General features: G+C 39.6%; 14 protein-coding genes and 3 pseudogenes. 6 read left to right on the forward strand and 11 right to left on the reverse strand.

The annotated features are described in order from the left end of the window. Positions 1-10 precede the first annotated feature (10 nt). Both BACCOP_RS15725 and BACCOP_RS15730 read left to right on the forward strand, forming a co-directional pair. The gene (locus tag BACCOP_RS15725) at positions 11-2,557 is read left to right on the forward strand and encodes a glycoside hydrolase family 31 protein (protein WP_040312176.1); all 2,547 of its coding nucleotides are present in this window, start codon (positions 11-13) and stop codon (positions 2,555-2,557) included. Between the two features lie 205 nt (positions 2,558-2,762). Continuing rightward, complete coding sequence (locus BACCOP_RS15730; RefSeq protein WP_007570892.1) at positions 2,763-6,779, forward strand: hybrid sensor histidine kinase/response regulator transcription factor; 4,017 nt, start codon at positions 2,763-2,765, stop codon at positions 6,777-6,779. A gap of 128 nt (positions 6,780-6,907) precedes the next feature. On the opposite strand, the gene BACCOP_RS21450 is transcribed toward BACCOP_RS15730, so the two are convergent. The 9 genes and pseudogenes from BACCOP_RS21450 to BACCOP_RS15770 form a co-directional block, all read right to left on the reverse strand. Beyond that, positions 6,908-8,050, reverse strand: a complete 1,143-nt coding sequence (locus BACCOP_RS21450) for a glycoside hydrolase family 127 protein (protein WP_338091397.1) — start codon at positions 8,048-8,050, stop codon at positions 6,908-6,910. A 15-nt stretch (positions 8,051-8,065) separates the two neighbouring features. Next, positions 8,066-8,851: pseudogene (locus BACCOP_RS21455) on the reverse strand (glycoside hydrolase family 127 protein); the annotation flags it as partial. Positions 8,852-8,891: 40 nt separating this feature from the next. After that, on the reverse strand, positions 8,892-10,220 hold the full coding sequence (locus BACCOP_RS15740) for an RNA-guided endonuclease InsQ/TnpB family protein (RefSeq protein ID WP_007570894.1): 1,329 nt from the start codon (positions 10,218-10,220) through the stop codon (positions 8,892-8,894). Beyond that, positions 10,217-10,861 carry an IS607 family transposase gene (locus BACCOP_RS15745; RefSeq protein ID WP_007570895.1) on the reverse strand — a complete coding sequence of 215 codons (645 nt, stop codon included), beginning with the start codon at positions 10,859-10,861 and terminating at the stop codon, positions 10,217-10,219. The genes BACCOP_RS15740 and BACCOP_RS15745 overlap by 4 nt, the downstream gene beginning before the upstream one ends. Positions 10,862-10,935: 74 nt before the next feature. Beyond that, on the reverse strand, positions 10,936-11,286 hold the full coding sequence (locus BACCOP_RS15750; RefSeq protein ID WP_007570896.1) for a beta-L-arabinofuranosidase domain-containing protein: 351 nt from the start codon (positions 11,284-11,286) through the stop codon (positions 10,936-10,938). Positions 11,287-11,713: 427 nt separating this feature from the next. Then, positions 11,714-12,802 (reverse strand): acyltransferase, encoded by a 1,089-nt coding sequence (locus BACCOP_RS15755; protein WP_007570899.1) that lies wholly within the window; start codon positions 12,800-12,802, stop codon positions 11,714-11,716. Between the two features lie 37 nt (positions 12,803-12,839). Next, positions 12,840-14,977: pseudogene (locus BACCOP_RS21460) on the reverse strand (hypothetical protein). A gap of 41 nt (positions 14,978-15,018) precedes the next feature. Next, positions 15,019-17,286, reverse strand: coding sequence for a GH92 family glycosyl hydrolase (locus tag BACCOP_RS15765; protein ID WP_007570906.1), 2,268 nt, complete (start codon positions 17,284-17,286; stop codon positions 15,019-15,021). A 23-nt stretch (positions 17,287-17,309) separates the two neighbouring features. After that, entirely contained in the window at positions 17,310-18,368 is a 1,059-nt protein-coding gene (locus tag BACCOP_RS15770) for a glycoside hydrolase family 43 protein (RefSeq protein ID WP_007570908.1), read from the reverse strand. Positions 18,369-18,546: 178 nt separating this feature from the next. On the opposite strand from BACCOP_RS15770, the gene BACCOP_RS21205 reads away from it, so the two are divergent. Both BACCOP_RS21205 and BACCOP_RS21210 read left to right on the forward strand, forming a co-directional pair. Then, the gene (locus tag BACCOP_RS21205) at positions 18,547-18,966 is read left to right on the forward strand and encodes a DUF4372 domain-containing protein (protein WP_007570910.1); all 420 of its coding nucleotides are present in this window, start codon (positions 18,547-18,549) and stop codon (positions 18,964-18,966) included. 15 nt (positions 18,967-18,981) lie between these two features. Next, positions 18,982-19,560: pseudogene (locus BACCOP_RS21210) on the forward strand (IS4 family transposase); the annotation flags it as partial. A 237-nt stretch (positions 19,561-19,797) separates the two neighbouring features. On the opposite strand, the gene BACCOP_RS15780 reads toward BACCOP_RS21210, so the two are convergent. Next, entirely contained in the window at positions 19,798-20,787 is a 990-nt protein-coding gene (locus BACCOP_RS15780) for a glycoside hydrolase family 43 protein (protein ID WP_007570914.1), read from the reverse strand. Between the two features lie 139 nt (positions 20,788-20,926). Here BACCOP_RS15780 and BACCOP_RS15785 point away from each other — a divergent pair, with 139 nt between their 5' ends. Further along, entirely contained in the window at positions 20,927-22,096 is a 1,170-nt protein-coding gene (locus BACCOP_RS15785; protein ID WP_007570916.1) for an IS4 family transposase, read from the forward strand. Between the two features lie 81 nt (positions 22,097-22,177). On the opposite strand, the gene BACCOP_RS15790 is transcribed toward BACCOP_RS15785, so the two are convergent. After that, positions 22,178-23,167, reverse strand: coding sequence for a glycoside hydrolase family 43 protein (locus BACCOP_RS15790; RefSeq protein WP_007570914.1), 990 nt, complete (start codon positions 23,165-23,167; stop codon positions 22,178-22,180). Between the two features lie 139 nt (positions 23,168-23,306). Between BACCOP_RS15790 and BACCOP_RS15795 the strand changes: the two genes are divergently transcribed. Beyond that, positions 23,307-24,476 (forward strand): IS4 family transposase, encoded by a 1,170-nt coding sequence (locus BACCOP_RS15795; protein ID WP_007570916.1) that lies wholly within the window; start codon positions 23,307-23,309, stop codon positions 24,474-24,476. The last annotated feature ends 26 nt before the right edge of the window (positions 24,477-24,502 follow it).

The raw sequence follows: 24,502 nt of genomic DNA on the forward strand, positions 1-24,502 counted from the left end.
AGTAGAAACAATGAGAACAATCTGGATTTTACTGCTATGCATCTGCTCCGGCATAAAAATGCTGGCACAAGACAATAATACCTCTAATGTCGCATATCAGGACGAACATACTCGCTTTACGATAATCAGTGACGGAACGATTCGTATGGAATGGCAGAAAGACGGGAAATTTGTCAACTCTCCGTCTTTCGTAGCCGTCGAAAGGAGTTATGCACCGGCAGAATTTCAAGTACACGACTCGGATGGGTGGATTGAAATTACAACCAGCAAACTCACTCTGAAATACAAGAAAGACAGCGGAAAGTTTACTGCAAGCAACCTGGCTATTGATTCAAAAAATATCACTCCATCCTTCCACTGGAAACCGGGTGATACCAATGCCGGAAATCTGAAAGGTACATTCCGCACGTTAGACGGATACGACGGCGACATTTTCGTTGGAAACGGGAATGACAATGGTGACCATAAGCCTATGCCGATAGAAGACGGAATATTGTCGACCGACGGATGGACCTTGATAGACGACTCTAAAGGACTGCTGTTCGATGATTCGGAATGGGCATGGGTAACCGAACGCCCTTCCGGTGAGGGACAGGACTGGTACTTTATGGCCTACGGACATAATTACAAGAAGGCTCTCAAAGACTTTACCACTTTTGCCGGAAAAGTACCTTTACCTCCACGATATGCTTTCGGATACTGGTGGTCCAGATACTGGAGTTATTCTGATGACGAACTTCGGGATCTGACTGCCAAATTTGATGCATACGACATACCGCTGGATGTGTTAGTCATCGACATGGACTGGCATTACGTAAACCCGGGAAGAGGCGGATGGACCGGTTATACATGGAACAGATCTCTTTTCCCAAATCCGGCACAATTCCTTCAGTATCTGAAAGGTAAAAAACTGCAGGTTACACTCAACCTGCACCCTGCCGGCGGCATTGAGCCATACGAAGAGAGATACAAAGATATGGCTAACTGGATGGGAATGGATCCCAGCAGCAAGCAGCGGATAGATTATTGCGGTTCAGACAAACGGTTCATGAGTGGATGGCTGAATACCATTCTGCGCCCGATGGAAAAAGAAGGAGTAGATTTCTGGTGGCTGGACTGGCAGCAGGATATGTTCGACAGACATATAAAGACACTGAACAATACATGGTGGCTTAATTATGTACTGTTCAGCGACATGGAGCGCAACCGTACAACCCGTCCGTTGCTGTATCACCGCTGGGGAGGCCTGGGAAATCACCGTTATCAGATAGGTTTCTCCGGTGATTCCTACAGTACATGGAAAACGCTGGAGTTTCTCCCCTACTTCAACTCTACCGCATCTAATGTGCTTTACGGTTACTGGAGTCACGATCTGGGAGGTCACCAGTTTGCCAAAGGCGTATCGGAGCTGGACAAAGAACTATTTGTGCGCTGGATGCAGTTCGGAGCATTCAGTCCGATTATGCGTACACACTCCATGAAAAGCTCGGCTATGAACAAAGAGCCCTGGGTATTCAACCAGGAATATCTCGGTGTACTGCGCAACACGATACGCCAGCGCTATCAGATAGCTCCTTATACTTATACCATGGCACGCAAGACATATGACGAAGGTATCTCACTCTGCCGTCCGATGTATTACGACTATCCGGAAGACAAAGAAGCTTATCAGTTTAAAAACCAGTATATGTTTGGAGATGAAATGATCATAGCCCCCGTTACATCGCCTATGGTCAATGGCTTCGCTACAACAAAGGTGTGGCTGCCTGCCGGAAACGACTGGTACGAATGGCATACCGGTACACTGCTAAAGGGCGGACAGACTGTAGAACGTGTCTTTACCCTCGACGAATATCCTGTGTATGTAAAAGCCGGTGCCATACTTCCTTTCTACGGTGACGTAAAAAATCTGCACGGAAATGACGAGACTGTCAGATTTACATTATTCCCCGGAGGAAACGGTTCTTTCTCGTTCTATGAAGACAACGGTAATGACCAGACTTACCAGAAGCAGTATGCACGTACTCAAGTTTCATCTGTTCGAGACGAAAATACGCTGACCGTAAATATTGGTGAACGCAAAGGTAATTATCAAGGCATGCCTAAAAAGCGCAATTACAGTATCGATATTTTAGGTTCTGCTCCAGCAGTCCGGGTTACCGTCAACGGTAAGGAAGCGGCATACAGCTACGATGGTACTGAATTGAAGCTCAGCATTTCACTGCCCGACAGTAACTGCAAACGTGCATATACGGTTAAGGTAACCTATGACAGCAACCAACCGGAAATAAACGACGGATTGTATGGCAAATTCAAACGAATGAAAAAGAGTTTTGTTGAAATGAGATACCGAAACGCCAGCATCGATTATATCGAGGAACTAGGTGATATGGAAACAACCGGACGAGCCGTAACTTATGATAACAGTTCGTTTGCCGACCGCATCAATGAGTTCCGTAAAAATTACGACAGCCTCCCCGAATTGCTGAAAAAGCAGAGACTAAACGAAAATGATATCCGCTGGTTCCTGCAATCCATTCACTGGCAAAAAAATTAAGACTATACGTTCAAATACTCCAAAACAGAATTCTGTGAAAATCAGAATTCTGTTTTTCTAATTATATAAAGATACATATCAATGCAAGCAAGACTCAATCTAATCCGACTATTCATGCGCAAATAAATCTGATTTATTCCCTTCAAACAGATAAATATTATAACTTTGTACCTAAACATGAAAAACCATTATATAAGACTGACGTATGCTATCGAAAAGCCACTTAATTAAATACTTCTTAATACTATTCGCTCTTTTATTCAATCATCAGATAAAAGCCTCTTCGTTATTCGTAATCGACTCTTATACAGTAAAAGACGGATTGTCACACAATACAATATGGTGTGCTCTGCAAGACAGTTACGGTTTTATCTGGCTAGGAACCAATAATGGTTTAAATTGTTTTGACGGACAAAAAAATACAATATACCGAACTTCTTCACAAGAAAAGGCACAATCGCTGGGCAGTAATTTTATCTTTTCCCTATTTGAAGACAAGCAGCGTCAAATATGGATAGGAACCGACTGCGGTATATACATTTACGACAGAAAAAACAGTTTTAAGGCATTTACACAGACAACTAAATTCGGAGTATCGATCAGCAGTGAAGTAAGAAAGATAGTCCAGTTTTCTGATGATCAAATCGCAATAGCCACTTTAGGACAGGGAGTATTTTTCTATAACCTGAAGACCAAGGTTCTGGAACAAAACAACCAGTGTCAATCATTTATATGGGATATGTATGTGGATGCCAAAAACGAAAAGTTGTATGTTTCGTCTTTGCAAGAGGGGATATTATGTTTTAACAAGAATCAAGAACTGCTTCACTCATATCCCCTGCATACAAAAGCAGAAAAGACAAACACAACTTCATTGAAAGCTAATTCTATATTAGCGGCAAATAACCGGCTATGGATAGGTACTGACAGCAAATATTTATTCGAGATTGACCCTTCGTCAGGCCAGACAACATATCACAGACTAGAATCCAGCAAATTTCAGATTATACAATGTCTGATCAGTTTCAATCCGGAAACATTCCTGATCGGTACAGACAACGGTGTTTTTCTATACAACTATAAGACACAGGTATTATCGGAGTTAACAGAAACCTACAATATCAACAATGCCGTTGTAAATCAGAATATTAATTCTTTCATGAAAGATAAGGAAGGTGGAATATGGGCTTTAACCAATCAGGCCGGAGCAGTTCATATCATACCCAAAAATAAGATATTCAACCAGCATATTATCCCTAATAATCCAATCGTAAACACGTTTTACGAGGATAATCTTCACCGTATTATCTGGATAGGTACCCAAAAAGGACTCTTCAAATACAATATAGACAGTAAAGAAATTCAGGAATATAACCTGGCAGAAAAAGAAAAACAAATCTTCGATATACGAACTCTTTGCCTGAACGGAAACGAACTCTGGATCGGAACGTTCTCGAACGGTCTGAAAGTGCTTAACCTGAGCGACGGAAAAATAAAAAGTTATCACCACTCGTATAATACCCCCAATACAGTATGTAGTGACAACATCCAAAAAATATATAAGTGCAACAACGGAACCATTTATATAGGAACCAACTGGGGACTGTGTTATTATAATTCGGAAGAAGATAACTTCAGAGTAGAAACATCGGTCGGAGCCATGATTTCCATTACAGACATTTACGAAGACTCGCACAACAATCTCTGGATAGCAACTGCCAACAACGGAATATTTTACAATAACAGAAAAGACAATTACTGGAAACACTATGAACATAAACAAGGAGTAAACACATCTCTAAGCAGTAACTCCATCGTAACTTTATTTGAAGACTCCAAACAGAAGATATGGCTGGGAACCAATGGAAACGGTCTTTGCCAATTTAATCCGCAAACAGAAACATTCACTACTTTCAACAGCAACAATAAACAGTTGTCTACACTTGTAGTATACTCTATAGAGCAGGATTTTTCAGGTTATCTATGGGTTACCAGTAACATCGGTCTGACCCAAATAAATCCTCAAAAAGAAGAAGAGTACCAGCACTTCACTACATCTGACGGACTACAGGAAAACCTGTTCTGCGAACGTGCTTCTTACAAGACATCAGAAGGAATTCTGTTATTTGGAGGAGTCAACGGATTCAGTTCATTCAAGCCGTCGCTGGTTCAGAAGAATACGTTCATACCTCCTGTATATATTACCGATTTTGTGCTGACACACACAGATACAACTTTGGATATACGGAAATTACTGAACATTGAGCAACCCATTTATTTAACCCAAGAGATAAAAATACCTTTCCATTACAATAGCTTTACAGTCTATTTCTCATCTTTAAGCTATCAGAATCCTAAAAAGAATCATTTTTCATTCAAACTGGAAGGATTCGATACAGAATGGTACAATAATGTAGAGGGTAATTTTGCGTCTTACAACAACCTTCCGCCAGGAAAATACTGCTTACTGGTAAAAGGCTCGAACAACGACCAGCAATGGAATGAGGAGACAGCCCGGTTATGGATTATCATCACTCCTCCCTGGTACCGTTCTATCTGGGCATATATTGTCTATACACTATGCATAATCGGCAGTATAGTCTATACATTACATAAAAGAGAACAACATTTAAAAAGAAAATATCGGAAAAGAGTAGAAGAATATCAGATTGAAAAAGACAGAGAAGTATACAAAAGTAAAGTAAACTTCTTCATAAACCTGATTCACGAAATCAGAACACCTCTTACATTAATTAAACTTCCTCTGGAAAGCATCATGCATGTGAACATAGACAGAAAAATGGAGGAACGGTACTTAAATGTTATCAACAAGAATGTGGATTACCTGCTAGGAATAACCAATGAACTGCTTGATTTTCAGAAAATAGAATCAGGAGAAATCAAACTTCACCTTCAGCAGCATGATATATGCCACTTGATTAATGATATTTATCAACAGTTTATCGGATCTACCGATTTAAGAAATATCAGCCTGTCAATCCATATACCTGAGAATTTTCAGCTTGAAGCACTGATAGACGGTGAAAAGATCAACAGAATACTGGTCAACCTATTAAGTAATGCAATGAAATATGCCAATAAGGCAATTTCAATAGGTATCGAAAAGAATGACACAGATTTTTCTATCCGGGTAGAAGATGACGGCCCTGGCATATCAGACAACGAGAAAGAAAAAATATTCCAGACCTTTTACCAGATAGCTGACGAAAAATCTGTTCAGGGAAGCGGTATCGGACTTGCTTATTCACTTGCACTGGCCGAAACCCATCACGGAACACTCTGCGTAAAAGACAGTCATCTGGGCGGGGCAGCATTCGTTCTGACTCTTCCTATCTACAGCAAAAATGAACAAAAAGAAGAAATAGGCATCATACCAGACTCACAATATACAGCCGCAAACGATAACAGCAATGATTCGCCTGATGCTCCTCAATATAGTGTACTGCTGGTGGAAGACAACACTGATCTTTTGGAAATGGAGTACTCCGGTCTGGAAAAATATTACCATGTACTGAAAGCTAAAAATGGTATTGAGGCTTTACAAGTCATCGAAGACAATGATATAGATATTGTAGTCAGCGATGTCATGATGCCACTCATGAACGGTCTCGAACTGTGTGCCAAAATCAAGAACAATATCGAATACTCACACATACCTGTCATCTTGCTAACAGCGAAGGTTTTGCCAGAAGCAAAGGTTGAAGGCTTTTCGTATGGTGCAGACGCCTATGTAGAAAAACCGTTTACGATTTTGCAACTACATATGCAAATACGCAATTTGCTGAAACTGCGCACAACATTCCAGCAACATATGACTTCGTTCCTTCCTGATGCCAAACCAGAAGAAAAGGAAGAAGAGGAAACAGGTATTCAGTTAACTCCTCAAGATCAGGAGTTCATCAAAAAGATGCAAGAAATTATAGAGCAGCAACTGGCAGATGAAGGTTTCTCAATCGACACACTTGCCTCAGAAATGAACATGAGCCGTTCTAATTTCTACCGGAAGCTAAAAGCTCTTTCTGTAATGCCACCTAACGACTATTTAAAAAACTGCCGTCTCAATAAAGCTGCACAGTTACTAAAAGAAGGCTACAGAGTTACAGAAGTATTCGAACGTACAGGATTCGGATCGTCTTCTTACTTTGCCAAATGCTTTAAAGCCAAATTTGGAGTACTTCCCAAAGACTATATCTCCAATTAAAATAATTGCTGTCTGATAAAAATCTTTTGCTTTTACGCAGTTTTTATCAGACAGCAATAAAATTTCCAATTAGCCAGAACAAGCGAAAGGCTGATTCTTTACTCTCTTGAACTGTAAATGGAAGTTTTTTATTTTACTTCTTCAATTTGTACACTCAAAATACCAACTGCTGCATGAGGCAAAGGTACAATTCTCAGACGCAGCCCTTCAGTGGTGATATCTTTACCCGGATGAACCATATTGTATTGGTCTTTCAGCATCCGATATTCATCTGTCACATAAATTGGAAAAGTTTTCCATTCTCCATTCTGTTTATACTCCAATGACCATGATTTCGGAACCTGTACACCTCCACCATCATCATACCAGTATACAGAAAAACTTTGCAGTGCAATCGGACGCTTCAGGATAAATTCAACAATTTGCTCCTCACCTTTTTGCGGCCAACTTGTCCAACGTGGAATAGAGGTGTCAAAAGAATTGGCTGGATACCCATTGGTCAACATTGCATATACATCATCCCTATCAAATGTATGTGTAGCTTTTATATCCGAAATATACTCAGAAATTTTAGGTATAGATGCATTTGCCAAAGAATCATTTTCTGACAACCATACAATCATAGCGTCATCGCCTCGATTATCCCAAGCATAATAAGGAAGTAAAGTAAGAGAATGTACATCCTTGTCTTGAACAGAGTGCGCAGGCATTGTTATAAAATCTATATATTTCAATGCACCTGCTCCCTTAGTAATACTTATATCCTCAGATGGATTCACAACATAACTTGCCGGCATGGCAACATTATCTACAGACTCTGCACAATATACTAACGGGCCACGAGTAATACATACACGATCTATATCTGCTTCTACCTGAGAAATAGCCTTATTGTAACGGACTAGCATAGGAAGCTGTAGTTCTACCAGATCTCCACTTTTCCAGGCACGTTCTATGGTAACAAATCCTTTATGCGGTTTCACAGATACCTCTTTCCCGTTCAATAAAACTTTCCACTCAGCCGGTTTATCATTTAAATAATGATATAACTTTCCAGGAACAAATTGTTTGCCTGCCCACGTTGGAATCCGGAAATGCATGGCAAACTTTTGCTTTGACTGCTCTGGTTTTATTTCAAAACGTACAGATTCATCAAAAGGATAGTTTGTTGTCTGTTTAATCGTTACTTTCCCATCAGACAAAGGAACTACTGTAGAAGTACCGGCATAAAAAGTACAATAAATATCATTATCGGTATGAGCATACATCATTCCCGGTATCTGAGGTATCAACCGGGCAATATTGGAAGGACAACAAGCCGTACCAAACCAAGGAGAGCGTCCTTTCAGGCCTTGATTAAATGCATTACGTGCATCAGCTTCCAACGGATTTACATAAAAGAACTTATTCCCATCCAAATTCACCCCAGCTAACACATTGTTATATAATGCTACCTCAGCCACATCGACATACCTGGCGTCTTTTTTTGTCAAGAACATCCGATAGTTAAACATTACATTTCCTACGGCGGCACAAGTTTCATTATAAGCATCTTTATTAGGTAGTACATACTCTGGACCAAAGCCTTCAATACCATGAATAGCTCCCAATCCCCCTGTAATATGCATCCGCGTATCTACAATATTATTCCAAATGCTATCAAGAGCAGGCTGCAAGCTCTTATCACCTGTTTGTGCCAATACATCAGCCATACCAGCATAAAGATAAGTGGCACGAACAGCATGTCCAACCGCTTTAGTCTGCTCACGAACAGGCAAATGCTGCTGTGCATAACTAGGTGCCATTACACCTTCTCCTTCGGGCTGGTAAGTGACACCACGAATATCAATAAACTTTTGAGCCATCTTCAGATAAAGTGAATCTCCTGTTGTACGATATAGCTTAACCAATGCAAGTTCTATTTCCTGATGACCAGAAGCCTGATTTACAGGATTACCATTATTATATTTAGGATCTCCTTCAAAAAAGACATGGTTTATATGACGTGCATTTTTTTCAGCAATTTTCAGCCATTTATCTTTACCCGTTGCCAGATAATAAGCAACTGCCGATTTGACAAACTTATAAAATCATAGAAAAACATATAGAATCCTATAATTTATGTTGTCTTCCTGTCTCAACCTTGCTGGTTGCAATTCCATTTCTTACGAAGCGGGAAAGCAGAGCCGTCAAGTCCTCAGGCGTAGATTCGGGGTAATCTGCCCCTATTTGTTTTTTTATGATAAGAGAAAGAAGATTCAGACTTGCATTGTAATCACGATCTATTATAGCACCACACTTAGCACAATGATAGATGCGGTCGCTCAATCTTAAGTCTTGCTTTATATGACCGCAAACACTGCATGTTTTGCTTGACGGATAGAAACGGTCGGCTTTCAGAACTTTAACCCCGTTCAGCAGCGACTTGTATTCTATCTGTCTGCATAACTCACCGAACGCCACATCTGAAACGGATTGGGCCAGCCTATGGTTGCGCACCATTCCTTTCACGTTCAAATCCTCCAATGCAATATGCGCATAGTGGGTGGTAAGTATTGTAGTGACCTTCTGTGTGAAATCACGTCGTATATTTGCCACTTTTCTTTGTGCATTGGAAAGTCTGACAGACAGTTTCCTGTAGTTGTTCGACTTTTTCTTGCCTTCCAAACGTTCCTGCTTGTTTCTCGCGTGTACACGTTTGTCAAGCTGTCTGCTTATTTTCTTTATTTTTCTCAGGTTCTTTTTCAGCGGCTTCGGATTCTCTACGGCAACTCCGCCGGAAAGTATCAATGCTGACTTTATGCCAAGGTCAATCCCTGCCATCCGGACTCCCTTGTCGGTGTCAGCGTTCGGATGGGTACGCTTGTATTCATCCTCCGTCGCTTGGACACTGAAAGATGCAAAGTATTTGTTTCCCTGCTGTGATATTACCACTCCGTTTATCTTCCCGATAAACCGCAGCCGTTCAGTCATCTTCACCCAGCCAAGATTGGGGACTTTAAGATACTGATGCTTCTGTTTTCCGTTGTGTGGTATCTTTCTGAAAGCCTTTGAATTGCGATTGGTATCAGATAATGAAACCTGGTCACCGCCAATATAGAAACTGCCTTCGTTATCCTTCTTTCTCTTAAATTGCGGATAGGAAACGATACCTTTCTTCAAATCTTCGAAGAACTTCTTGAAAGCCTTTCCAAGATTAATAAACGGCTGCTGCGTAGCATATTTTGTGACTTCAACGACAAACGGGAACTCTTCTTTCTTGATAGCATTGAACGCTTTCTTCAACCCATAAGCATCTACTTTATCACCTTCCTTATAACGGCGTTGCCATTCGGCAAGCCCCCAATTATAAGCAAGACGGGCGCAACCGAATGCCTTGCGGAAGTAGCTCTTCTGCTTGTTGTTCGGTACGAGTTCTATCTTATGGGATATGGTTATCATTCTTTACTATTCAAATTTTCGGCTACTGCCTTGTTTACATCTTCTAATAATTTCTTGTTTTTGTTACTTCTACTTCCATACAGACGGGCAGAAAATACGGTGATGATTTCCAGAACGTCCTTTGCAAGTTCTTCTTCAAACCTTACGTTTTCCTCTCCTTTATTGATAATTATTACCTCCACCTCCTTGGCCTCACAAATAGCGAACACAAGTTCTGCGCCAAAGCGAAGGAGTCTATCTTTATGCGTTAATACCAATCTTCTCACTTGCCCTTCAAGGATGAGATTCAGAAGTTTTGTCAATCCTTTCTTGTAGTAATTCATGCCACTCCCAAGGTCTTGTATTACTTCATATTCAAATCCTTTCTTGGCGCAGTAGGATTCAAGGACAGCAACTTGGCGTATAAGATCTTCCTTTTGGTCGTGAGATGAAACACGGGCATAAGCAATGGTTTTTAATCCGTCTTGAACCATGTGAAGGTCGTCCTTGATGTTTTTCAAAGACTCTAATCTATAACGTCTGTTCCCTCCACGGGTCAGTTCATCAGGTTTGAGCAATCCTTTTTTGTCCCAATTGCGAAGCGTGGTTGTGGTTACTCCCAAAACCTTTGCGGCCTCTCCGATTGTCATTAACTTCTTCATGTATGCAAAGCTAAGAAAAAGATCATACTTATAAAATATACTTCTATCTTTTTATATGATTTTATAATTATAAGCTAACAGCAGTTAGCCCCTTCGTACATATGTCCCATATTGTATAATTCATGGCTATGGACTACCCATGAGTACGGCTTATCTCCCATTCCAGCTCCTCCCCAATGTTCATGTGAAGCCGAAACTCCAGTTGTATGAGCCTCATATAAATATCCATCCTCTTCTTGTGCATTTCCGATGAGATCTATAATGCTATCCATCGTATGCTCTAATGCTAAATCTTTTTCCAAAGTCAACAGATATGCAGCTCCCTCCATCACTTTATAAAGGTCTGAAGCTACAAAACGATGCGGGAATGGAAGCTCATCTTTCACTCCATTTAAATAATTTCCGGTTTTACGCAAATTGTCCATGGCAGGGCGTACTTTTTCCAAAGCAAAGGGAACAAGTACTTCTTTTTAAATCTGTAAACGTGGCAACCAAAAATTATCTTCGAGAATTACTTCATTAAAAGAAACGGGCTGAAGCACATCACTACTTTTCGTCTTCTTTATCGAAGCATACGATATAAAAGGAAGTAAAATAAATAATGTACAAATTACAGTGTTTGTCTTCATATTAAATATAAGTAGTTCTTTAAATATACGTATATACTTTAATTGTCCTAACGGTTTTCTATAATTGAAGTTTTACCTTATCTGTAACAGATATGTTTCTATGTTTTAAGGCAGTAACGTCAGTAGACCAACTATTGCTACTAACATTACCGCCCAACAAATGATAAACAACCTAAGATAAAACTTACAATCTTATCTCATGACAAATCATTATCCAATGGTTTTATCCTATAACCCATTTACTTCCAGGAATAAGCGATATGATCTTCGTTGCAATAAGGCTCGAAATGAATGTACAGACAGCAATACAAGGAATAGCCATAACAGTAGGCAATGCCAAATTGTGCTTAAACAAGGCAGCCCACAATCCTAACCAGAATATATGCATCAGGTACATACCATAACTCAACTTTGACATTTCAGTTACCCACCGTGGAGCAGAAGGAGCCTTAATGGTGCTGAATATCAGGAATGTTCCGGCAGTAAGAAGTACACAGTTTATGGTGCAGAAAGCCCATCCGATTTCGATTACAGGAGTTGAGAGTATTTCACCTGGAACGGCCTGACAATAAAAAGAATAAATGGTCCACAATGCACCTATTACCATCAGGAGTCCACCGCCCCAAAGACGTTTAGAGCGACTCCAGGTAAGATGTACACGTATATAATGTGCCAGCACAAGATAACCTAAATAACCTGAGAAATACCATAACATATGGTACTCATTCCAGAAACACTGTCCCCATACTTCACCCGCTACACGATTCAGATAAGGCATACATGTCGACACCAGAAAAAGCACAATAAAGAAACGTTCCTCTTTCGCACTAGCTTTACTGATCCACGGTGAAACGATCGGGATAAACAAATAAAGGCTTATCAAAGGATACATAAACCAGAGATGTCCTGCCAAAGTCGGAAAATTCAGCCATATACGTGACAAATCTTTCACCGAGGTAGCTGAGTCAATTTGTCCCCATAACATCGGCAACGTGCTATATAAAACCATAAAGATCAAGAACGGAGGCAATATGCGCATAAAGCGATGACGATAAAACTGCCACATGTTCTGTCCTTCCTTCATCGGAACAAGAAGAAAAGCAGACACAATCATAAAAAGTGGAACCGACATACGTGAAAATCCGTCGTATACAGATACCCACAACCTGTCTGTCTCTGATGCAAGGTATGACTGTGGACCTACCATATCAGTAGATCCGGCAGCACCATAAAAATTCTCGCTAGCATGCACAACCATTACCAGAAAGCATGCGAAAATACGTACATAATCTAAAAAAACAATACGTTTCATTCTTTATAAAAAATCTATTGAGTTATCATATCAATATTTACCACTTAACGTTTACTTCTACTCCATCGGGGTTATTTTCAAACCGAACTAGCAAAGTAGAAGATTTCTTGTCCCAGTTACTCTTCCAGTCAAAATGTTCACCATTTATCATTACTTCTTTAGGAACGGAAGGCAAATAAACTCGGGAAACATTCGTCGTGTTCAACGGACTTTTAGCAATAAAAGAGTATTCCTTCTCACCCAGTCTTTCATCACTGATTCTTGATGCCCCACACAAAACATGCGCTTTACTCTTCTCTGTTATTTTCCGCAAATCATACAAATAGGCCTGCTCTCCCGGATTAATCTTTTTCTGAGAAATAACAGGCAGGTCTTTATCGAACAAATCAATATACAACCCTTTAATTTGTACAGGTTTAGAGGAAATACTTTCATCCAGGACGACCGCAATGACATATGCACCACGCTGGACAACAAAATTATTCTTCAGTTCAACTTTTTCACCACTCACCTCCTTATAAAGAGAATATACACACTCTTTAAACACTTTGTTACCATCCGGTTCCAACGCAAAGTATTTCGGATCGCGGCGTATAACCTGTATTTTTCCTTTACCCACCGTATATTTTCCGGCAGCCGGTTTTCTGTCCAGTCCTGCTAATTCAAACAAATGTTCTGAAGGCGAATGATATGCATAAGGAGATTTATTCCACCATTCAGGAACCTGCTGATACGGATCAATATCCTCTCCACAGTAAATCAGTGCACCACCGTTTTTTACCCAATCGACCAACATCTGGTGATAACGTTCTTCCATTGGCTTCATATTGGAATAAGACATAATCAAAACCTTTACATCGGCCAATGTTTGCTTGAACGGCAAGTTTTCCATATGTACAATTTCTACCGGAATACCGTCTTTCATCAATGGTAAGGTCTGTCCGTAAAAACTGGAGAAAGAAGGATCATCATAACCGTCATGATTAGGAAAACGCTGGAACATCATCGAGTTTGCCATCAATACGCCAATGCCGTGAGTTCCACTAACAGCACAATCTGACACTTTGATGTCGTTCAGCGTATTTATCATGATCTGCATCTGTGTAGAATAATCGCGGGGAATACGCTGCTTTTTGTCAGTTCATGCTATATCATACAATCCCTGATATATACGGTCGGGCCATGGCATTACTTCATACGTATCTACATCCGAATACATCAACTGAGCTGCAAAAGTAGCCTGATAATTTATTTTATAATCGGTCCAGTCTTTCGCACGGTCTTCAATAGAATCAGTCAGAAAATACATCTTCCGTCCCAAAGGAGCTGTCATCGATTTCATACAGCCATATTCGAGAAAAGCATTTTCAAAGACTCTCTCCTTACGCACCCCTTTAAAATAATTCGGTTCGCGGGATGTACCAGTCCATACTTGAGCGATATAGCCGTCAACACAATCAAGCGAAGCTAAACTAGCTTCCGGACTCACAATCTGCCATGAAGTATAATTTATCAGAGAATGGGTAGGGACATAACATTTTACTTCCAATCCCTTGCTCTTACCATACTCTTTAGCATAAGAAAATATCTCATCCAAGGCGCGATAATACAGCCAATATTTCAGTTTATTCGACAGATAAGTCATATCCGGTGAGCCTTGCTGATCCTGCCATGGCGTTCCATAATAATTCATCCATTCTTCCTTAAATGCATTACTATAGCCTCCTCTCATCCAAAACTCAGGTTCTTCCAGATAGATATCTGTAATGCCTGAATCTATCACCCGCTTTATCTGCTTTTCTTTCATGTATCTGATAAAGCTTTCGGTTGGAACAACATAAGATGCGAGATGTCTGCACCATTTTTTTCCCGCTGTCCTTCGCGCAAATGATCGGTCACTCCATCCCATTTTCCTAAAAAATAGTCCTGATAATCTCCCCAGGCTACTCCCGTCATAAACTGAATGCCATATCCTCTTTTACGCCATGATTCTATACGCTGTTCAAAGGTCATATTCGGTTTATCTACCGTGCCATATACCATTACGGCATCGGCACGAATATCTGTTTCCTGCTTCCAAGGTTCTGCTGTCTGAAATATGGCCTTGGCATCCTGAGCATTTAGTGTTTCTGCAACACACGCCAGCCCAAGCACGATATTAAATATTGTCTTCATAAATAAGCAATTTTCAAAATAAGATATAAGCAAGATATCTTTTACTCACGACTGAATGAATAAGGAGCATCTTCAGGTGCGATACCTCTGTTCTTGTTCGGTTTGTCACCCATTACATAGTCAATCGTACCGCCATTTTGCAGAGTAGAATAAGTAATGTAATTCTTGGTATATTCCTGACCGTTTACCTTCATGTCCTGAATGTAATAGTTGGTCTCACTGTTCTGAGGAGCATTGATTACAATGTTCTTGCCATTTTCAAAATGGATGGTTGCTTTCTGGAACAGCGGAGCACCAAGTACATACTGGTCGGTTCCCGGACATACCGGATAGAATCCCAGTGCTGAGAACACATACCATGCAGAAGTCTGTCCGTTATCCTCGTCACCGCAATAACCGTCGGGAGTCGGAGTATACATGCGGTCCATTACCTGACGAAGCCAGTACTGAGCCTTCCATGGCTGCTTGGCATAGTTGTACAGGTAAATCATGTGCTGGATAGGCTGGTTGCCGTGTGCATAGTTACCCATGTTCATCACTGTCATCTCACGGATTTCGTGAATCGGGAAACCGTAATAGCTGTCGTCGAATACAGGAGGTACAGAGAATACAGAATCCATCATTGTCACAAACATGTCATCACCGTCCATCAGGTCAATCAGTCCCTGAGGATCGTGGAATACAGACCATGAATAATGCCAGCTATTACCTTCGGTGAATGCATCACCCCATTTCAGCGGTGAGAACGGAGCCATGAACTTGCCATCCTTATTCTTGCCACGCATCAGCAGGGTTTCCTTGTCGAACAGGTTTCTGTAATTCATGGCACGTTTGGCAAACAGGTTCACTTCCTTCTTCGGACGCTTCAGGTCCTTTGCCAGTTTATAGATACACCAGTCGTTGTAAGCATATTCCAGTGTACGGGCAGCATTCTCGTTGATCTTCACATCGTAAGGTACATAACCCAGCTTGTTGTAATATTCATATCCCAGACGTCCGGTTGAAGAAACTTCCGGATGTACATTTTCCGTTCCGTGAATCAGACCTTTATAAAGAGTTTCCAGATCGTCCACCTTCACACCCTTGAAGTAAGCATCCACCAGGATGGAAGCCGAGTTGTTTCCGATCATGCAGCCACGGTGTCCCGGGCTTGCCCATTCGGGGAAGAAACCGCTTTCCTTATATGTATTGATAAGACCTTCCTGAATTTCCTTGTTGACAGACGGATAAATCAGGTTCAACAACGGGAACAGGCAGCGGAATGTATCCCAGAAGCCTGTATCGGTATACATATATCCCGGAACTACCTCACCGTTGTAAGGACTGTAGTGTACGATCTGTCCCTGTGCATCCACTTCGTAGAACTTGCGCGGGAAGAGCAGTGAGCGGTACAGACAAGAGTAGAAAGTACGGTACTGGTCGAGATTGCCGCCTTCCACTTCAATCTTGCTTAATACATCGTTCCATGCAGCCTTGCCCTTTTCTACCAGCGTATTGAAATCATCGTTACCCAGTTCCTTCAGGTTCAGCAAAGCCTGTTCAGGACTGATGAATGAAGAAGCCACGCGTGCATGTACGGTTTCTCCCTTTTTCGTAGCAAATCCGATGATAGCTCCTGCATGGTCTGCCTGCTGTTCCGTACCGTTCTCCTTTACGATACTGTCGGCAACGGTAGCCTGATAAGTGAACGGCTTGTCGAATTCGATAACGAAATAATTCTTGAAGTTAGCCGGAACACCGCCACTGTTCTTGGTAGAATAACCGATGATACGGTTGTTTGCCGCATCAATCTTTACATACGAACCCTTGTCGAAAGCATCTACCACTACATACGAGTGTTCATTTTCGGGGAAAGTAAAGCGGAACATGGCAGCACGTTCTGTCGGAGTCAGCTCGGTTACAATGTCGTATTCTGCCAGATACACTTTATAATAATATGCCTTTGCAGTTTCGCTCTTGTGAGCAAACCAGCTGGCACGTTTGTCTTCATTGAATTCCGGTTTGTTTACCATCGGCATGATGGAGAACTGTCCGTAGTCGTTTATCCACGGACTGGGCTGGTGAGTCTGCTTGAATCCGCGGATCTTCGTAGCTGTGTACTGATACATCCAGCCGTCGCCCATCTTACCTGTCTGCGGGCTCCAGAAGTTCATACCCCACGGACGCGCGATGGCCGGATACGTGTTACCCGTTGACAGCTCGAATGTAGACTGAGTGCCGACCAGCGGGTTTACATAATCTGCATAATTGGTTGCTTTGGCAAAGCTCAAAAAGCCTGCCAGAAAAATAAGTAATGACAGTTTTTTCATGGCTTATCTTATAATCAAAATATTTACTTTGTCAATTTAACAGGAGCAACTCCTTCAAAAGTAATCTTCACAGGTTTAATGTAACCATTCTCATCGAACTCCATCTTATCAATGCAAACTTGACGTTCATTAATACGGTTACAGTCCAAAGGACGACGATGATATACGATATAATATTCATCCTTACCCGGGATTTGTATGACAGAATGGTGTCCGGCTCCGGTAGCTACTTGTGGATCTTGCTGAAGGATTTTTCCAATTCTTTTAAATGGTCCCATTGGAGAATCGGCAATAGCATAAGCAACACTGTAATCAGGACCTCCCCATCCTCCTTCTGACCACATAAAATAATACTTGCCATTTCTTTTCAACATAAACGGTCCTTCCACATATTGTTCAGGCGTAACTTCACGATACATTGTTCCATCCTGAAAAGGCTCCAGACCTAATAAATCAGAGCGAAGCTTCACGACATTACAATGTTTCCAGCCACCATAATACATGTAATAACTACCATCATCATCACGAAAAACAAACTGGTCAATAGGCTGAGCACCATTTATGATTTTATCAATCAGTGGCTTTCCTAAAGCATCTTTATACGGTCCGGCCGGAGAATCCGAAACAGCTACACCTATACCTCCTTTTTGCTTCTCGTTCTGTATATCATTTGCACCAAAAAACAAATAATATTTCCCGTTAGCCTGAATTACCGATGGAGCCCAAAGAGCATATTTTGCCCATTTTACATTTGTTATCGACAAGACCTCCGGATGCTTAACCCAATGAACCAGATCCTTGGAAGAAAAAGCATCAAAATGCGTCTGAAGATTATACTCCTGATTGATTGCATCTGTCTCTCGTTTTAAATCCTGACCGTATTTTTCAACATCTTCACCATATAGTAAAGAAAGAGTAGGATATACCCAGAATGTATCTCCATATATAATACCTTCCGGATCAGCATACCAGCCAGCAAATATCGGATTTCCGTTTTTCTTATCTCCCTTATTTTGTGATGATGCTATACCTGGCAAACATAAAAACAGTACAGCAGCGTAAAAAAATCGTTTTAAAATCATAGATTATCCAATCATACTTTATAAATTATACATGCCTGATTAAAAAACAGGACACTAGTGTCTCTTAATAATTGTAAAAAGACTCGTTAATTATTTGATTTACAATATTTGTTTTCAAAAAATGCTTGTCGCACATTTGAATCAGTTACCTTAGGGGTCGGGTCAAATTGCGATAGCTATGAATATTAAGAAATATGTTTTCAGTCAAATGACTTCATTCCTTCCCAAACGCTATTTTGAGCGGCTGGTAGAAAAGAGCAACGACAGAACAAAAAGTTGGAGCATCAGTTTCTGGAACCAACTATTAGTTCTCATATTTGGTCAGCTGGATGGCTGCAACAGCCTTCGAGAACTGACTGATATTACCATTGCGCATTCTTCTAAGTCATATCATTTAGGGTTCGGCAAGACTCCAATAACACGTAGCACTCTGTCAAAAGCTAACATGCTAAGAGACTATCGCGTATTTGAATCTTTTGCCTATCACATGGTAAACCTGGCTCAACAAAAGCGAATTGACAAAGAGTTCGATTTGAACGGAACTTTTTATGCTTTTGATTCAACAACAATAGACTTATGCCTGTCATTGTATGATTGAGCCCGATTCAGGAGTACAAAGTCTGGCATCAAAGTCCATACCCAGTTGGATATTAGAACTGAAATTTCCACTTCATTCACGATTACAGATGCAGTAGTGCATGATGTAAATGCCATGGATAGTATAGCATATGAACCGTTTGCCTGTTACATATTCGACAGAGGATATTTTGATTTGCGCCGTCTTTATCACATTAACGAAGTAAGTTCATTCTTTGTGATAAGAGAAAAACGCAGACCTAAATATGAGATCACAGCAGGTGAAGATGTGCTTGAAGGCACTGATAATGTCTTGCAAGATCAAACTATAAGATTCACAGGAGAACGAAACTGTACGAATTATCCTTCTGAAATAAGACGTATAGTTTACTACTCTCCTGAAATGAACAGAACCTTTACCTACTATACAAACAATTTCTATTTGAAGGCTTCTGACATAGCTTTACTTTATAAAAACAGATGGAAAGTGGAGCTGTTCTTCAAATTTTTAAAGCAGCATCTTCGAGTAAAATCCTTTTGGGGGAACTCTGAGAATGCAGTCAGAATTCAAATATATGTGGCTATCATTACTTATTGTTTGGTAGCCATTATTGAGAGTGAATTAAAACCCAATAGGGACATCTACGAAGTAATGAGAATCCTTGGTAGTTCTATGCTTGTAAAAGACAATATCAAGGATCTATTTAGCCATGCTGAATACGACATCCTTTACAAAAATGACGGTCAGCTAGAATTGGATTTTACATCATAATGAGCCATATTGAGATGTTTTACATTTTTTAAGAGACACTAGTGAGCCATTATACTAAACAAACTTCTTATTTTCATAACTTTAATATTGATATGGTTTTATAACTTCATTTTTACTTACTGATATATCATATATGCCTTCTGAGTTCTTTTTCATTTTCAAAGGAACTATACGTGTTTTGCGGGGAGAAACACATGAATCCGAGTTATGAACATGATATACGTAATAATAATTCCCTTTGGTATTCTTGAATATGTCTCCGTGACCAGAGCCGTTTTCTCCTACAATACTTCGATGAAGTATAGGGTTGTTCTTATATTTTTTCCAAGGACCAAGCGGAGAAGATGAAGTGGCATAACCTACAGCATAATCAATATTCATAAAATGATTAGCAGAATAGAACAAATAATATACCCCATCTATTTTTATAACACTTGGACCTTCCATGATAGGATCTGACACATAATTAGACGTACTTTCCCACGGCTCTGTACAAGTAAGACATTGTTTTAATGTCCCAGGTATAATTTCACCTTTCTCTACATCAAACTCACATACCCAAATATAGTTTCCTTTATTGAACCTGACATGATATAGATAACATTTACCGTCATCGTCTTTAAACAGGAAAGAATCTATGTTTTTCTCACTTGCATCAATAGGTTTTACCGTATCTTGTCTAAAAGGTCCGAGTAGATTCAAAGACTTAGCCAAAACGGTTTGCTCGTTTGCAGTATAAGTCAAATAATTCATATTATTAAAACTAAACCACTGAGGTGCCCAAAAGCCAGTTTCACCAAATGTATGGTCATTTTTCTTTAATATATAAGGATTATCGCTTAAATACCATTTCTTTAAATCAACAGATTCCATTACAGTAAAACCTTCTGAAACGTTATCCCCTGTACCAGTAAGATAGTATTTCCCTTGGTTCTGAATAATGGTAGGATCTGCAAACAAAATATCTTTGCCCTCTGACTCATTAGTCGCTTGTACTTTTTTTTCAGAAAATCCGCAACCTACAATTGAAGAAGCAAAAACTGTTAATAATAACAACCTGACTGTAGTCATAATTATCTCCTTTCACTAGTGTCTCTTAATAATTGTAAAAAGACTCGTTAATTATTTGATTTACAATATTTGTTTTCAAAAAATGCTTGTCGCACATTTGAATCAGTTACCTTAGGGGCCGGGTCAAATTGCGATAGCTATGAATATTAAGAAATATGTTTTCAGTCAAATGACTTCATTCCTTCCCAAACGCTATTTTGAGCGGCTAGTAGAAAAGAGCAACGACAGAACAAAAAGTTGGAGCATCAGTTTCTGGAACCAACTATTAGTTCTCATATTTGGTCAGCTGGATGGCTGCAACAGCCTTCGAGAACTGACTGATATTACCATTGCGCATTCTTCTAAGTCATATCATTTAGGGTTCGGCAAGACTCCAATAACACGTAGCACTCTGTCAAAAGCTAACATGCTAAGAAACTATCGCGTATTTGAATCTTTTGCCTATCACATGGTAAACCTGGCTCAACAAAAGCGAATTGACAAAGAGTTCGATTTGAACGGAACTTTTTATGCTTTTGATTCAACAACAATAGACTTATGCCTGTCATTGTATGATTGGGCCCGATTCAGGAGTACAAAGTCTGGCATCAAAGTCCATACCCAGTTGGATATTAGAACTGAAATTTCCACTTCATTCACGATTACAGATGCAGTAGTGCATGATGTAAATGCCATGGATAGTATAGCATATGAACCGTTTGCCTGTTACATATTCGACAGAGGATATTTTGATTTGCGCCGTCTTTATCACATTAACGAAGTAAGTTCATTCTTTGTGATAAGAGAAAAACGCAGACCTAAATATGAGATCACAGCAGGTGAAGATGTGCTTGAAGGCACTGATAATGTCTTGCAAGATCAAACTATAAGATTCACAGGAGAACGAAACTGTACGAATTATCCTTCTGAAATAAGACGTATAGTTTACTACTCTCCTGAAATGAACAGAACCTTTACCTACTATACAAACAATTTCTATTTGAAGGCTTCTGACATAGCTTTACTTTATAAAAACAGATGGAAAGTGGAGCTGTTCTTCAAATTTTTAAAGCAGCATCTTCGAGTAAAATCCTTTTGGGGGAACTCTGAGAATGCAGTCAGAATTCAAATATATGTGGCTATCATTACTTATTGTTTGGTAGCCATTATTGAGAGTGAATTAAAACCCAATAGGGACATCTACGAAGTAATGAGAATCCTTGGTAGTTCTATGCTTGTAAAAGACAATATCAAGGATCTATTTAGCCATGCTGAATACGACATCCTTTACAAAAATGACGGTCAGCTAGAATTGGATTTTACATCATAATGAGCCATATTGAGATGTTTTACATTTTTTAAGAGACACTAGTGAGCCATTATACTAAACAAACTTCTTATTTTCATAACTTTAATATTGATATGGTTTTATAACTTCATTTTTACTTACTGATATATCATATATGCCTTCTGAGTTCTTTTTCATTTTCAAAGGAACTATACGTGTTTTGCGGGGAGAAACACATGAATCCGAGTTATGAACATGATATACGTAATAATAATTCCCTTTGGTATTCTTGAATATGTCTCCGTGACCAGAGCCGTTTTCTCCTACAATACTTCGATGAAGTATAGGGTTGTTCTTATATTTTTTCCAAGGACCAAGCGGAGAAGATGAAGTGGCATAACCTACAGCATAATCAATATTCATAAAATGATTAGCAGAATAGAACAAATAATATACCCCATCTATTTTTATAACACTTGGACCTTCCATGATAGGATCTGACACATAATTAGACGTACTTTCCCACGGCTCTGTACAAGTAAGACATTGTTTTAATGTCCCAGGTATAATTTCACCTTTCTCTACATCAAACTCACATACCCAAATATAGTTTCCTTTATTGAACCTGACATGATATAGATAACATTTACCGTCATCGTCTTTAAACAGGAAAGAATCTATGTTTTTCTCACTTGCATCAATAGGTTTTACCGTATCTTGTCTAAAAGGTCCGAGTAGATTCAAAGACTTAGCCAAAACGGTTTGCTCGTTTGCAGTATAAGTCAAATAATTCATATTATTAAAACTAAACCACTGAGGTGCCCAAAAGCCAGTTTCACCAAATGTATGGTCATTTTTCTTTAATATATAAGGATTATCGCTTAAATACCATTTCTTTAAATCAACAGATTCCATTACAGTAAAACCTTCTGAAACGTTATCCCCTGTACCAGTAAGATAGTATTTCCCTTGGTTCTGAATAATGGTAGGATCTGCAAACAAAATATCTTTGCCCTCTGACTCATTAGTCGCTTGTACTTTTTTTTCAGAAAATCCGCAACCTACAATTGAAGAAGCAAAAACTGTTAATAATAACAACCTGACTGTAGTCATAATTATCTCCTTTCACTAGTGTCTCTTAATAATTGTAAAAAGACTCGTTAATTATTTGATTTACAATATTTGTTTTCAAAAAATGCTTGTCGCACATTTGAATCAGTTACCTTAGGGGCCGGGTCAAATTGCGATAGCTATGAATATTAAGAAATATGTTTTCAGTCAAATGACTTCATTCCTTCCCAAACGCTATTTTGAGCGGCTAGTAGAAAAGAGCAACGACAGAACAAAAAGTTGGAGCATCAGTTTCTGGAACCAACTATTAGTTCTCATATTTGGTCAGCTGGATGGCTGCAACAGCCTTCGAGAACTGACTGATATTACCATTGCGCATTCTTCTAAGTCATATCATTTAGGGTTCGGCAAGACTCCAATAACACGTAGCACTCTGTCAAAAGCTAACATGCTAAGAAACTATCGCGTATTTGAATCTTTTGCCTATCACATGGTAAACCTGGCTCAACAAAAGCGAATTGACAAAGAGTTCGATTTGAACGGAACTTTTTATGCTTTTGATTCAACAACAATAGACTTATGCCTGTCATTGTATGATTGGGCCCGATTCAGGAGTACAAAGTCTGGCATCAAAGTCCATACCCAGTTGGATATTAGAACTGAAATTTCCACTTCATTCACGATTACAGATGCAGTAGTGCATGATGTAAATGCCATGGATAGTATAGCATATGAACCGTTTGCCTGTTACATATTCGACAGAGGATATTTTGATTTGCGCCGTCTTTATCACATTAACGAAGTAAGTTCATTCTTTGTGATAAGAGAAAAACGCAGACCTAAATATGAGATCACAGCAGGTGAAGATGTGCTTGAAGGCACTGATAATGTCTTGCAAGATCAAACTATAAGATTCACAGGAGAACGAAACTGTACGAATTATCCTTCTGAAATAAGACGTATAGTTTACTACTCTCCTGAAATGAACAGAACCTTTACCTACTATACAAACAATTTCTATTTGAAGGCTTCTGACATAGCTTTACTTTATAAAAACAGATGGAAAGTGGAGCTGTTCTTCAAATTTTTAAAGCAGCATCTTCGAGTAAAATCCTTTTGGGGGAACTCTGAGAATGCAGTCAGAATTCAAATATATGTGGCTATCATTACTTATTGTTTGGTAGCCATTATTGAGAGTGAATTAAAACCCAATAGGGACATCTACGAAGTAATGAGAATCCTTGGTAGTTCTATGCTTGTAAAAGACAATATCAAGGATCTATTTAGCCATGCTGAATACGACATCCTTTACAAAAATGACGGTCAGCTAGAATTGGATTTTACATCATAATGAGCCATATTGAGATGTTTTACATT

Source organism: Phocaeicola coprocola DSM 17136 (assembly GCF_000154845.1).
Lineage (GTDB): Bacteria > Bacteroidota > Bacteroidia > Bacteroidales > Bacteroidaceae > Phocaeicola > Phocaeicola coprocola.